The following is a 12,838-nucleotide window of genomic DNA, read 5'->3' on the forward strand; positions in this document are numbered from 1 at the left end:
CCGTGGGCTGGGCGGGACGCCCCGGCGGCCCTCGACGAGAGAAAGACACCATGCTGAGCGTTCTGAGTCTGGTCGCGCGACGACTCCTGACACTGATACCCCTGGTGCTGGGCATCACGATCTTCGTCTTCGTGATCATGCAGTTCTCCCCGATCGACCCCGCGCTGTCCGTTCTCGGTGACCAGGCGACCCCCGCGCAGGTGGCCGCGTTCAAGGCCGCCAACGGGCTCGACGACCCGCTGCCCCTGCGGTACCTGCACTTCCTGGGCGACCTGGTCCGGGGCGACCTGGGCATGACCTTCCCGCCGTCCGTCCCGGTCGCCGACAAGATCGCCACCGCGCTGCCCCTGACGATCCAGCTGACGGCCCTGGGCATCATCGGTGCGCTGGTCATCGCGCTGGCCCTCGGCATCCCCGCAGCGCTGTACCGGGACCGCTGGCCCGACCAGGTCATCCGGTTCGTCTCGATGGCCGGTATCGCCATGCCGTCGTTCTGGCTGGCCCTGCTGCTCATCCAGGAACTGTCGGTGCGCCGCCCCGTCTTCCCGACCGGCGGGTACGTCAACCCCGGTGACTCGTTCTCCCTCTGGCTGCAGTCGCTCGCCATGCCCGCGCTGGCTCTCGCCGTGCCGGTCGGCTGCTCGCTGGCCCGAATCGTGCGAACGTCGATGGTCGAGGAACTCGACAAGGACTACGTCCGTACGGCCATCGGCGCCGGGCTGCCACCGCGAGTGGTGATCGGACGCAACGTGCTGCGCAACGCGCTCGTCAATCCACTCACCGTGCTGGGCCTGCGGATCGGCTACCTGCTGGGCGGCACTGTCGTCATCGAGGCCATCTTCTCGCTGCCGGGCATGGGCACCCAGATCATGAGCGCGGTGCAGCAGAACGACACCGCCCTCGCGCAGGGGACCGTGCTGACGATCGCCATCTGCTTCGTCGTCGTGAACCTGGTGGTCGACATCCTCTACCTCTTCGCCAACCCACGACTGCGCGGAGCCCACTGATGCGTCGAACACTCACCGCCCGGCTGTCGGTTCCCGGCATCGCCTTCAAACGGCTCAGCCTCACGGCCCGGATCGCACTGAGCTTTGTCCTGCTCATCGTCGTGGTGGGCATCTTCGCGCCGCTGATCATGCGGCACGACCCCGCGCAGGCCGGGCTCGGACCGGCGCTGACCGGCCCCAACGGCGACTTCTGGTTCGGCCTGGACAAGCTCGGACGCGACGTGTTCTCGCGGCTGGTCGCCGGCACCCGACGCTCGCTGATCGTGGGCTTCGGCAGCGCCGGTATCGCCCTGGTGGTCGGCTCGATCCTGGGCGCGCTTGCCGGAACCAGCCGGCCGGCGGTCGACGAGGTAGTGATGCGGTGCCTCGACGTCGTCATGGCATTCCCCGCCATCGTCCTCTCCGCCCTGCTGATCATCTCCTTCGGCAAGAACAGCCTCGTGGTCCTCGTCATCGCGATCGCCTTCGTCTTCGTGCCGCAGATCGCCCGTATCGTGCGCGCCAACGTGCTCTCGCAGTACCGGGAGGACTACGTCGCCGCCGAACGGATCATCGGTGCACGACGACCGCACATCCTCTGGCGGCACATCCTGCGCAACTGCGCCGCCCCGATCCTCGTCTTCGCCACCGTCATGGTGGCCGACGCGATCGTGTTCGAGGCGTCCCTCTCCTTCATCGGTGGCGGGCTGGCACCCCAGGAGGCGGCGTCCTCGTGGGGTTCGGTCATCGCCTTCGGCAAGGAGATGGTCCAGATCGGTGGCTGGTGGGCCACGTTCTTCCCCGGCCTGCTGATCCTGCTGACCGTGCTCGCCCTGAACGTGCTCTCCGAGGGCATGTCCGACGCCTGGGCCGCCCCGGCGGCGAGGCGGGCCACCTCGACCAGGGCCGGCGACGCGCAGGAGGAGGCGCAGCCCGGCTCCGGTGAGGTGGTGCGGCTGCCTGGCCTGCCCGAGGCGGCGCAGCGGCTGCGCGAGCGGGCCCGCCCGCTCCCGCAGGGTGAGCCCGTCCTGGAGGTCCAGAACCTGTCCATCGGGTTCGAGGGGCGGCACCGGGGTGTCGACATCGTCGACGACCTGACCTTCGACGTCCGCCCCGGCGAGGTGCTGGGCCTGGTGGGGGAGTCCGGCTCGGGCAAGTCCCTGACGTCGCTCGCCGTGATGGGCCTGCTCCCGCAGGGGGCCCGGGTGCGCGGCGAGGTCCGCTTCGCGGGCACCGACCTGCTGAAGGTGAGCGCGAAGCGACGCCGGGCTCTGATGGGGCGCGAGATCGCGATGATCTACCAGGACGCCCTGTCGGCCCTGAACCCCTCACTGCGCATCGGTCCGCAGCTCGCCCAGATGATCAGCCGTGGCGGCACCCGCTCCGCCGAGGAGCTGATGGAACTGGTGGGCCTGGACTCGCAGCGCACCCTGTCCGCGTACCCGCATGAGCTCTCCGGCGGGCAGCGGCAGCGGGTGGTCATCGCGATGGCCCTGTCCCGGGACCCGCGCCTGATCATCGCCGACGAGCCGACCACCGCGCTCGACGTCACGGTCCAGGCGCAGGTCATGGAGTTGCTGCTGCGGCTGCGCGGCCAGCTCGGCTTCGCGCTGATCCTGGTCAGTCACGACCTGGCGCTGGTCAGCGACGTCGCGGACCGCGTCGTGGTGATGTACGGCGGTCAGATCGTCGAGAGCGGTGTCACCGCCGACGTGGTCGGCGCGCCCGCGCACCACTACGCCCGGGGTCTGCTCGGCTCGGTGCTCTCCCTTGAGGCCGGCGCGGAGCGGCTCACCCAGATCCGCGGTGTGGTGCCGTCGCCTGCCGACTTCCCGGCGGGCTGCCGCTTCGCCGACCGCTGCCCCATGGCGACCGAGATCTGCCGGGAGGAGACGCCCCTCCTGGAGGGCGTCACCGACCACCGGTACGCCTGTCACCACCCGGCCGTCAATGTCAGGGAAGAGGAGCTGGCCCGATGAGTGCGTCAGTTTCACACGACTCGATCGTCGAGCTGCGCGACGTGCACGTGGTTCACCGCACCCGTGGGGGCGGCATGTTCGGCCGCGAGCGGGTGTACGCCCTCACCGGCGCGGACCTGACCGTGCGAGCCGGCGAGACCATCGGTGTCGTCGGTGAGTCCGGCTGCGGCAAGTCCACGATGGCCAAGGTGCTTGTGGGTCTGCAGCGGCCGACGAGCGGCACTGTCGCCTTCGCCGGCAAGGACGTCTGGTCGATGAACGCGGCGGAACGCCGGCTGCACATCGGCGCCGGGGTCGGCATGATCTTCCAGGATCCGGCCACGTCGCTGAACCGGCGCATGCCGGTCCGCGACATCCTGCGTGACCCGCTCGACGTGCACCGGCGTGGCACCCGCAAGGAGCGTGAGGAGCGGGTAAGGGAGCTGATGGCCCTGGTGGGCCTGCCCCGCTCGGTGGCCGACGTGCTGCCGAGCCAGCTCTCCGGCGGCCAACGCCAGCGGGTGTCCATCGCGCGTGCCCTGGCCCTGGAGCCGGGCCTGGTGATCGCCGACGAGCCCACCAGCGCCCTCGACGTGTCGGTGCGGGCGCAGATCCTCAACCTGCTCCTGGACCTCAAGGAGCGCCTGAACCTGGCCATGGTCTTCGTCTCGCACGACATCCAGACCGTGAAACGGATCAGCGACCGCGTGGTCACCATGTACCTGGGCCGGATCGTGGAGCAGACGCCCGCCGCAGGGCTCCCCGAGGTCGCCCAGCACCCGTACACCCGGGCGCTCTTCTCCGCCACGCCGGGTCTGCTCTCACCGCTGGATCCGATCCCGCTCGTCGGTCCCGTCCCGCTCGCGACCCGGCCGCCCACCGGCTGCCCGTTCCGCACCCGCTGCTGGAAGGCCACTGACGGCTGCGCCATCGAGATGCCACCACCCAGGACGGGCGGCGGCGGTGCCGGCCTCCACGAGTTCCGGTGCTACCACCCCGTACCCGCTGGATCCAGCAACACGGAGCTGGTCGAGCTCGCCAGAGCATCGACCGGCCGCACCACCCCCCTACATGTCGAGGAGACAGCGTGACCACCCCTGCCCCGCGGTTCGCCGGAGTCGTGCCGCCGGTCGTCACCCCCCTGACCGAGGAGGGTGCTGTCGACGTCGCCTCCCTCGAACGGCTCGTCGAGCGGATGCTCGCCGCCGGCGTCGACGGCATCTTCGCCCTCGGCAGCTCCGGCGAGACGGTGTTCCTCACCGACAGCCAGCGGGACCAGGCCCTCGAAACCGTCGTCAAGACCGTCGGGGGTGCCGTACCTGTCATCGCCGGCTGCATCGAGCCGACCACGCGCCGGGTCCTCGACCGGGCCGACGCGTCGACGCGCCTAGGTGTCGATGGACTGGTGGCCACCGCGCCCTTCTACGCCATCGTCGGCCCACACGAGATCGAGCGGCACTTCCGGTCCCTCGCCTCGTCGGTCGAGTTGCCCCTGCTGGCGTACGACATTCCGGTCTGTGTGCACACCAAGCTCTCTCCGGACCTGCTGAGCCGGCTCGCGGTGGAGGGCGTTCTCGCGGGCGTCAAGGACTCCAGCGGCGACGACGTCTCCTTCCGTCAGCTGGTGCTGGCGATCACGGAACGCGCGCCGAACGTCGGCTTCAGCCTGTTGACCGGCCACGAGGTGGTGGTCGACGCGATGATGCTCGCCGGTGCCTCCGGCTCTGTCCCCGGGTTGGGCAACGTGGACCCGGCCGGCTACGTGCGACTTCACCAGGCCTGCGTGGACGGCGACTGGGACGCCGCCCGCGCGGAGCAGGACCGGCTGACCCGGCTGTTCCGGATCGTCGACGCGGCCGACCCGGCGACGGCGGCGGGGGCCACCCGGGGCGTGGGCGCGTTCAAGACCGCCCTGGCCCTGCTCGGTGTCATCGACAGCAACGCGGTGTCGCTTCCGCTGCGACCGCTCGACGCCGACGAGACGGCACGGGTGCGTGCCCAGCTGGAGTTGGCGGGGCTGCTCTAGCCATGTCGGAGGCACACAAGCCCCCGGTGGTCGCCGCCCTCGACATCGGGGGCACCAAGACGGCCGCCGCCCTCGTGACGCGCCACGGCGAGGTCGTCCACCGGGCCACCGCCCCCACCCCCGGTCGGGCCGGAGCGACCGCCATCCTCGACACCGCAGCCGGTCTCGTCGACCGGTTGCGGGGGAGGGCGACGGGGACAACCGTGCGTGGCCTCGGAGTCGGCAGCGCCGGGGTGATCGACCACCGGACCGGCCGGGTGCTGTCGGCCACCGACGCCCTGGCCGGCTGGGCCGGCACGGATCTGCGCGGGCAACTGCGCGACCTGCTGGGCCTGCCCGTAGCCGTCATCAACGACGTGCACGCGCACGCCCTCGGCGAGACCCGCCACGGTTCGGCCGCCGGCTACGAGACGACACTCTTCGTCGCGGTCGGCACCGGCATCGGCGCCTCGTTCGTCGTCGGCGGCACCGTGTTGGCCGGCGCCCACTCCGTGGCCGGCCACGCCGGTCACCAGCCGTCGCCGTACGCCGGGCGGCTGCCCTGCACCTGCGGCGGACAGGGGCACCTGGAGGCGATCGCCTCCGGGCCCGGCCTCGTCCAGGAGTACGTGCGGCGTGCCGGTCGGCCGGTCGACGACCTGCGGTTGGTCGCCGCGCGCGCCGCGGACGGCGACCCGACCGCCCGCAAGGTGGTGCTGCTGGGCGGGACTGCCGTCGGCTCGGCTGTCGGCGGACTGGTCAACGTGCTCGACCCCGCTGCCGTCGTGATCGGCGGCGGGGTCGCCGGCCTCGGCGACCTCTGGTGGCAGGCGCTTCTGGACGCCGTGCGGCGGGAGACGTTGCCCAGTCTGGACGACGTGCCCGTCCTGGCCTCGACCCTCGGATCGGACGCCCCACTTGTCGGCGCCGCGTCACTTGCCTGGGAGGGCACCGCATGAACGCGCTGATCGCGCAGCTCCGTCACCGCCTCGTCGTCTCCTGCCAGGCGTACCCCGGTGAGCCGATGCGCTCCCCGGACACGATGCGCCGGGTCGCTCTCGCCGCCGCCGAGGGCGGAGCCGCCGGCATCCGCGCCCAGGGCCTGGCGGACATCTCGGCCATCCGGCAGGCGGTCGACCTCCCGCTGATCGGGCTGTGGAAGGACGGGGACGACGACGTCTTCATCACCCCCACGCTGGAGCACGCGCTGGCCGTGGCGCGGGCCGGCGCGCACGTCGTCGCGCTCGACGGCACCGCTCGGCCACGACCCGACGGCCGAACGCTCGCCGGCACCATCACCGCCGTCCACGACCTGACCGGGGCTCTGGTGATGGCCGACTGCTCCACCCTCGGCGAGGGGATCGCCGCCGCCAAGGCGGGCGCCGACCTGGTCGGCACCACCCTTTCCGGCTACACCGCGTACACCACCAAGCAGCCTGGCCCGGATCTGGACCTTGTCTCCCGGCTCGCCGCAGTGATCGACGTGCCGGTGGTCGCCGAAGGGCGGATCCACACCCCGGCCCAGGCGGCGCAGGCGCTGCGGGCCGGAGCGTGGGCGGTGGTGGTGGGCACGGCGATCACCCACCCCAGCACCATCACCGGCTGGTTCGCGTCGGCGATGGCCGGCGCCCAGTCGCCGCCGGGACCCCACACCAACTGACGATCCCGCTGTCCTGGAGGCCAAACTGTGGCATTGAGCGACCTCACCCTTGCCGAATGCTGGGCGTACCGACCCGAACTGGCTGTTCCGGCCGACCTGGCCGCCTTCTGGGAGCGGACGCTGCGCGTCGACGAACCGACGGCGGCGGCGTACGAGCCCGTCGACACAGGTCTCACTTCGATCCGCACCCACTCGGTCACCGTCGCCGGCTACGGCGGCGAGCCGGTGCACGGCTGGCTGCACCTGCCGACGAATGTCGCCGGGCCGTTGCCCTGCGTGGTCGAGTATCTCGGGTACGGCCGTGGACGTGGCCTGCCGCACGAGAAACTGTTCTGGGCCTCGGCGGGCTTCGCGCACCTCATCATGGACACCCGGGGTCAGGGCTGGAGCGCCGCGCCCGGGATCACCGCCGACCCGCACTCCTATCCGGCGGGCACCGTCCCCGGCTTCCTCACCCGCGGCGTCACCAACCCGGAGGACTTCTACTACCGCAGGCTGATCACCGACGCGGTCCGGTTCGCCCAGGCCGCCCAGGACCATCCCGCCGTCGACTCCGACCGGGTCGTCGTCACCGGCATCAGCCAGGGCGGCGGCCTGACATTGGCGGTCGCCGCGCTGTTCCCGGGGGTGGCGGCGGCCATGCCCGACGTGCCCTTCCTGTCCGACTTCCCGCGCGCTGTCCAGATCGCCGCCGAGGGCCCCTACGGCGAGGTCGCCGAGTATCTCGCGCTGCACCGGGACCAGCGCAGCCAGGTGTTCCGGACGTTGTCGTACGTCGACGCCGCCGTTCTCGCGCCCGGCGCGACCGCGCCGGCACTGTTCTCCGTCGCGATGATGGACCGGACCTGCCCGCCCTCGACCTGCTTCGCGGCCTACCACCGCTACGGCGGCGACAAGGAGGTACGCGTTTACGAGTTCAACGACCACGAAGGTGGCGAGGCGCACCAGCAGCTTGAACAGCTCGCCTGGCTGCGGAAGCTCTTCGGCCGCTGAGGACAGCGCTGTCGGCTAACGTCAGCGCGGCTCCCACGCGTCCGGCAGCGCGGTGAGTTTGCGCACGTGGGCCGGCAGTCTACCGCTCACGATCTCGGCGAGGCTCACCTCGTCGACCACCCGCCGCACCGCCGCCCGCACCGCCACCCACAGGCCGGGCAGGTTCTCCGCGGCACCCTCGTAACGGGTTTCCTCCGGGCGCAGGCCGCGCACCCCGGCCAGCGGGCCGTCGACCGCCCGCAGCACCGCGCCGACGGTCACCTCGCGTGGCGGACGGGCCAGTGTGTAACCGCCCTCTGCGCCACGTTGGGCGCGGACGATGCCAGCCCGACGCAGATCCGCAAGGACCGCCTCCAAAAACTTGCGGGGCATGTCCTGCTCCCCGGCGATGGCCTGGGTGGACAGCAGCGAGGGGTACGCGGTGGCGAGGCTCAGTGCCGCCCGTACCGCGTAGTCGCCGCGCGCGGAGATCTGCACCCCGTCATCATGCCCGGCCGCCACCGCGGGCCGGTCCGGTGGGCGACCCGGAGTGGCCACCGTTCGCCGGTTCACCGAGCGTGCCGGGACGGAACCTGCCACCGTTGGCGCCGCTCGGCTCGACCGGCGGGCGGGGGCGGACCACCCGGCCGCTGGGCGGTTGGTCGCGGGCGGCCCGGAACGCGCCGGGGCTGACCCCGACCTCGCGGGTGAAGAAACGACCGAAGTTCGTCGGCTCGGAGAAGCCGAGCCGCCGGCCGATCTGGGCGATCGGCTGGTCGGTCGCGGCGAGTAGCCGGCCGGCCTGCAACGCCACCCGCTCGTCGATGACCTGCTTGGCGCTGCGGCCGGTGACGGCCAGACAGGCGCGGGTCAGGGTACGCACCGAGCAACGCAGGTCGGCGGCGTAATCCTCCACCCGTCGGGTGCGCGGGTAGCCGCGCTCCACCTCTTGGCGGAACCTGTGGAACGTCTCCTCCTCGGGACGGGAGGTGACGCGTTCGCCCCCGGCCACTGTGAGGCGCAGCAGCAACACTGCCAGTTGGTGGCGGAGCAGCGCGCGGGCGGCACGGCCGTCGGCGTGCCGCTGGCAGTCCACCGCCAACTGGCTCACCTCGGTGATCACCGCGTCCTCGTCCTCGCCGGCCAGTTGCCGCCAGGTGACTGGCGCGTCCAGATCGACGTCGAAGCCGCGCAACGCCGCCGGATCCCAGGACACCACAGTGGCGTCGAACTGCGGGCCGGCGCAGCGCAGCACCTGGCCGGCGCGGACCCGCAGCAGTGTGCCGGGCCGGCACGGCAACAGGTGGAAGTCGACTTCCGCGTCGCCGTGCCCACGGCTGGTGAGGATCAGCAGCTCCTGCTCGACGAGCACCGGCCGACGCCAGCCCGGGTCGCCGGCGAGGTGGGCCAGCGCGAACGTGGCGATCTGGTCGGGTACGGGTGGAGCCGAACCGATCGGTGGCGCGGGGGAGGGACCGGTGGAGACCATCGCCTGCGACGGTAGCCCGAACCGCAGGTCATCGCATCCCAATCGACGCGGGTCGCGGAATCACCGCGGTCCGTGGGGCTTGTCGCGATCCCGACGGCCGGGCTACGTTACCGGGCGGTAGTGCCATCCGGTCCGTGGCCCGCCCGGCGCTTCCCGGGCCACCCGACCGGTCGGCGGCCCCGGCGACTCGCGATGGGATGGGCATGACGCAGCTGTTCTCGGTCGAAGGCAAGACGGTCCTGGTCACCGGCGGGTCGCGGGGGATCGGTCTGATGATCGCCCAGGGCTTCGTGCGGGCCGGCGCCCAGGTGATCATCTCGTCCCGGAAGGCCGACGTCTGCGCGGCCGTCGCCAAGGAACTCTCCGCCGAGGGCCGGTGCGAGGCCATCCCCGCCGACCTCAGCGACGACGCCGGGGCCGAGGCGCTGGCCACCGCCGTAGGGGAGCGCTTCGACCACCTCGACGTGCTTGTCAACAACGCCGGCGCGACCTGGGGCGCACCGCTGGAAACCTACCCGGGTGCCGCGTTCGACAAGCTCTGGGCGGTCAACGTCAAGGCCGTCTTCCGGCTCACCACCGCGCTGCTGCCGGCGCTACGCGCCGCCGCCAGCGCCGACGACCCGGCCCGCGTGATCAACATCGGGTCGATCGACGGCATCCGGGTGCCAGCGATGGAGGTGTACGCGTACTCGGCCACCAAGTCGGCGGTGCACATGCTCACCCGCAGCCTGGCCCACCAACTCGCCGCCGAGCAGATCACCGTCAACGCGATCGCGCCCGGCCCGTTCGAGAGCAAGATGATGGCCTTCGCCCTCGACGACCCCGCCAGCCGGGCCGCCATCGAGCAGCAGGTGCCGCTGGGCCGCATCGGCCGCCCGGAGGACATGGCCGGCACGGCCATCTACCTCTCCTCGCGGGCGGGCGCCTACCTCACCGGGGCGGTCATCCCCGTCGACGGTGGCATCACCACGCACGGCTGAACACCGACCACCCCGGGTCGGGCTGCCCGCGTACCCCCCGGGTGTGCCGGGGCCGCGCGGACTCGGCAGATCCGCGCGGCCCCGGTGTGGCCGGTACTTCCCGTTCGGGTGGTGCTCAGCGACCGGCGAGCAGCCGGGTCACTGCGGTGTCGACGTCCAGGTGCTCGGCCTCACGACCGCGCGGGACGACGACGTACGTCCGGCGAAGGAACCGCACCAGGACGCTGCGCGGCACCTCGAAGAGGGCGTTGCCGTCCGGTGACGAGAGGGCCAGCGCGACGAAATCGCCGCGCGGGGTGGCCCAGGGCCAGACCCGCACATCCCCGATGCCGGCCGGCTCGTCCAGGCCGGTGACAAGCAGTTCGCGAGCGAACGACCAGCTCACCGCCTCGCCCCCGGCCGATTCGGCATGGAACAGGACATGGACCGCATACGGGTCAGCAGGGTCGTAACGCAGACTGGCACGCACCGGCAAGGCGGTGGCGTCAGGTGCGACGAGCCTTAGCGACGTCTCGACCTCTACGGTCGTCGGTCGGATGACACTCATGGACGTTCTCCCCCCGGCACCGCTGCGGAACGCGCGTGTCCCGCTTTTCCCATACTCAGGTGCTACTCCTGGCTACGCTCCGCCATACGCTGACTTCACCCAGTGGTGGGAAGGGGGACGGAAAGGCCGCGTGAATGTGAACATTCATGTAGGATTTCCGGTTCTGCCCAGTGCGTGATCCCGCCCGGCATCGGGTGGTTCAGTCGTCGACTTACTCCGGTAACGTCCAGTCGGCCGTTGCAGTGACGGGCCTGAGCGACACTGGGGGGTGAAATGGTGGCGAAGAAATCCTCAGTGGATCGGCTCACGGCGTTCGGCCCGCCGAAGGTAGCGGTCCAAGCAGCCGAAAAGCGGGGGTACGGAGTGCCGATGAAGCAGCCCGAACGCGCCGATCGGCCGACGTCCGACGCCGATCGTCCCGGTGGTGTCCTCGTCGTCGGCGAACCCCCGCGCCGCCCCCGGTGGCGGGAGCGGATCTCGCTGACCCTCGACCTCATCCGGGCCAACCCCACCGGCCGGATCGCCCTCAAGATCTTCATTGCGATCGCCGGAGCGATAGTGGTGACCATCGGCATCGCCCTCATCCCACTGCCCGGCCCCGGCTGGCTGCTGGTGATCGCCGGGCTGGGCATCTGGGCAGTCGAATACCACTGGGCGCGCCGACTGCTCGGCTTCACCCGCCGACATGTCCACGGCTGGACACAATGGGTGACTCGACAGTCACTCATAGTGCGAACTGTGCTCGGCTTCGTTGGCCTGGTCTTCGTGGCCACCGTGGTCTGGCTGTCGCTCAAGTACAGCCTCGGCATCGACGTGGTGGCCGAGGCGATGCACTACCTCGCGACGCACTGACCCCGGATTTCCGGTCCGGTTCCACGATCGGGTAGAGTCAGTGGCGCTGAGGGCGATTAGCTCAGTGGGAGAGCGCTTCGTTCACACCGAAGAGGTCGCTGGTTCGATACCAGCATCGCCCACTCTCAGTTTGCGCAGGTCAGAAGCCCGTTGCCGGATAAGCCGGTAACGGGCTTCGCCGTATGTGCCGCTTACATTGGGAGCAGATTGGGAGCAGCGGTGAGCGGCGCTCGCCGCGATCACCCGGGGCAGGCGTGCTCTGACGCTGACCCCTTCCCGGACTGGACCGGGTCGGCGGCTTCTTGGGTTGCGGCGATGGAGGGCTAGGGGACGGCGCGGTCCGGCGGGCGGTTGGTCGCGGACCCTTGCTGGCTTTGAGTTCCTGAGTAGAGGCCCCGGCTGCGGCTACATTTCTCGTCGCAGAGGTTGCCGCCAACGGTGCTGCACGACGACCTGCAGCGGCCTATTGAATGTCCGGGGTTCACGATTCGGGCGGCCTCGTATCGGACTTTTCGTGTCATGGGCAGTGGAGTGTCACGGCCGCTGTCGACGACGAGTGGGGTTGCGGACATCAGGCTGAACTGCTGATCGTTTTGGCGGGGGGTTGTCCGAAGTTTCGACGGTCAGAGTCACCACCGTCCAGGTGGTTGATCTGCCCGCCGCGTAGCAGTCGACCGGTTCGGTGCAGAGCGGCGAGTTGGTCGAAAGTCATTGCGTTCAATGTCCGGGACGGTGATGCGCTGCACCAAATGGTGCCGCCGGCAGTGCCCCCGGTGGGCCAACTGCCGAGTTGGGCCGACGTGGGCGGCCAGCCGGGTCACGTCGGCCGGGTTGGGGCCGGCGCGCCGGCGGTACGGGCGGGCCGCGGGTCACCAGTGGACAGCGGCTGATCAGGCGCCGCTGTGTCCGCCGAGGGATATGCCGCCGTGGACGTCACGCGCCTGCACCACCGATCCGCTGACGTCGCCGGAGACGGTGTTGGTCACATCGCCCTGGTTGGCCGCGACGATCGCCTGGACCTTCCTGAAGCGTTCGAGGAACTCGGCACCGAACGCGGGATCACCGAGCGCCTCTTGTTCGAGGAGTGCTCCGAGGCGCTGAACGGTATCCGTAGTCGGGTGGCGTAGCGCGACCTCCACGGTCTGCTGGGCTGCCTGCTCGTGACGGAATCGGTGGCGGAGATACTCGGTCAGGCCGGATACAGCTGACCGGGATCCCTGTGCGAGTTCGGTGGTCGCCCAGGCGACCAGCGTCGTCGCCGCCGCGAGCATGAGCGGATCCTCCACACCCTTCACCCCCCAGGATCACCATCCGGGCCGGAGTCGGCAAGCATGACTGTAATCCAGCTTGTTCGATGTTACTATCCGTGCTCTCGGCATCACCTAATCA

Annotated in this window: 13 protein-coding genes and 1 tRNA gene; 10 read left to right on the forward strand and 4 right to left on the reverse strand. The window is 70.7% G+C overall.

Annotated elements, in window-relative coordinates; all coding sequences use genetic code 11:
- The first annotated feature begins 50 nt into the window (after window positions 1-50).
- The 7 genes from AB0B85_RS06155 to AB0B85_RS06185 are packed head-to-tail and all read left to right on the forward strand — an operon-like array spanning window position 51 to window position 7,602.
- Entirely contained in the window at window positions 51-1,007 is a 957-nt protein-coding gene (locus AB0B85_RS06155; RefSeq protein WP_357404100.1) for an ABC transporter permease, read from the forward strand.
- Entirely contained in the window at window positions 1,007-2,965 is a 1,959-nt protein-coding gene (locus AB0B85_RS06160) for a dipeptide/oligopeptide/nickel ABC transporter permease/ATP-binding protein (RefSeq protein ID WP_357404102.1), read from the forward strand. Before AB0B85_RS06155 ends, AB0B85_RS06160 begins: the two co-directional genes overlap by 1 nt.
- The gene (locus AB0B85_RS06165; RefSeq protein WP_357404104.1) at window positions 2,962-4,035 is read left to right on the forward strand and encodes an ABC transporter ATP-binding protein; all 1,074 of its coding nucleotides are present in this window, start codon (window positions 2,962-2,964) and stop codon (window positions 4,033-4,035) included. The genes AB0B85_RS06160 and AB0B85_RS06165 overlap by 4 nt, the downstream gene beginning before the upstream one ends.
- On the forward strand, window positions 4,032-4,970 hold the full coding sequence (locus tag AB0B85_RS06170; RefSeq protein WP_357404106.1) for a dihydrodipicolinate synthase family protein: 939 nt from the start codon (window positions 4,032-4,034) through the stop codon (window positions 4,968-4,970). Before AB0B85_RS06165 ends, AB0B85_RS06170 begins: the two co-directional genes overlap by 4 nt.
- A 2-nt stretch (window positions 4,971-4,972) precedes the next feature.
- On the forward strand, window positions 4,973-5,908 hold the full coding sequence (locus AB0B85_RS06175; RefSeq protein WP_357404108.1) for an ROK family protein: 936 nt from the start codon (window positions 4,973-4,975) through the stop codon (window positions 5,906-5,908).
- On the forward strand, window positions 5,905-6,609 hold the full coding sequence (locus AB0B85_RS06180; protein WP_357404110.1) for an N-acetylmannosamine-6-phosphate 2-epimerase: 705 nt from the start codon (window positions 5,905-5,907) through the stop codon (window positions 6,607-6,609). The genes AB0B85_RS06175 and AB0B85_RS06180 overlap by 4 nt, the downstream gene beginning before the upstream one ends.
- 27 nt (window positions 6,610-6,636) lie before the next feature.
- Window positions 6,637-7,602 carry an acetylxylan esterase gene (locus tag AB0B85_RS06185; RefSeq protein WP_357404112.1) on the forward strand — a complete coding sequence of 322 codons (966 nt, stop codon included), beginning with the start codon at window positions 6,637-6,639 and terminating at the stop codon, window positions 7,600-7,602.
- A 21-nt stretch (window positions 7,603-7,623) separates the two neighbouring features.
- Here AB0B85_RS06185 and AB0B85_RS06190 read toward each other — a convergent pair whose 3' ends face one another.
- Both AB0B85_RS06190 and AB0B85_RS06195 read right to left on the reverse strand, forming a co-directional pair.
- Window positions 7,624-8,079 carry an Rrf2 family transcriptional regulator gene (locus AB0B85_RS06190; protein WP_355032917.1) on the reverse strand — a complete coding sequence of 152 codons (456 nt, stop codon included), beginning with the start codon at window positions 8,077-8,079 and terminating at the stop codon, window positions 7,624-7,626.
- Window positions 8,080-8,086: 7 nt separating this feature from the next.
- On the reverse strand, window positions 8,087-9,070 hold the full coding sequence (locus tag AB0B85_RS06195; RefSeq protein WP_357404114.1) for an AraC family transcriptional regulator: 984 nt from the start codon (window positions 9,068-9,070) through the stop codon (window positions 8,087-8,089).
- 203 nt (window positions 9,071-9,273) lie between these two features.
- Here AB0B85_RS06195 and AB0B85_RS06200 point away from each other — a divergent pair, with 203 nt between their 5' ends.
- Window positions 9,274-10,050: a glucose 1-dehydrogenase gene (locus AB0B85_RS06200; RefSeq protein WP_357404116.1), complete on the forward strand. Its 777-nt coding sequence runs from the start codon at window positions 9,274-9,276 to the stop codon at window positions 10,048-10,050.
- Window positions 10,051-10,165: 115 nt separating this feature from the next.
- On the opposite strand, the gene AB0B85_RS06205 is transcribed toward AB0B85_RS06200, so the two are convergent.
- On the reverse strand, window positions 10,166-10,597 hold the full coding sequence (locus AB0B85_RS06205; protein ID WP_053653619.1) for an SsgA family sporulation/cell division regulator: 432 nt from the start codon (window positions 10,595-10,597) through the stop codon (window positions 10,166-10,168).
- A 294-nt stretch (window positions 10,598-10,891) separates the two neighbouring features.
- Here AB0B85_RS06205 and AB0B85_RS06210 point away from each other — a divergent pair, with 294 nt between their 5' ends.
- Window positions 10,892-11,449, forward strand: coding sequence for a TIGR02611 family protein (locus AB0B85_RS06210; RefSeq protein WP_357404118.1), 558 nt, complete (start codon window positions 10,892-10,894; stop codon window positions 11,447-11,449).
- A gap of 50 nt (window positions 11,450-11,499) precedes the next feature.
- Window positions 11,500-11,571 (forward strand) — tRNA-Val (locus tag AB0B85_RS06215).
- Window positions 11,572-12,339: 768 nt separating this feature from the next.
- Here the strand turns inward: AB0B85_RS06215 and AB0B85_RS06220 are convergent.
- Entirely contained in the window at window positions 12,340-12,735 is a 396-nt protein-coding gene (locus AB0B85_RS06220) for a hypothetical protein (RefSeq protein ID WP_357404120.1), read from the reverse strand.
- Window positions 12,736-12,838: the final 103 nt, after the last annotated feature.

This window comes from Micromonospora sp. NPDC049044 (genome assembly GCF_040649215.1).
Lineage (GTDB): Bacteria > Actinomycetota > Actinomycetes > Mycobacteriales > Micromonosporaceae > Micromonospora.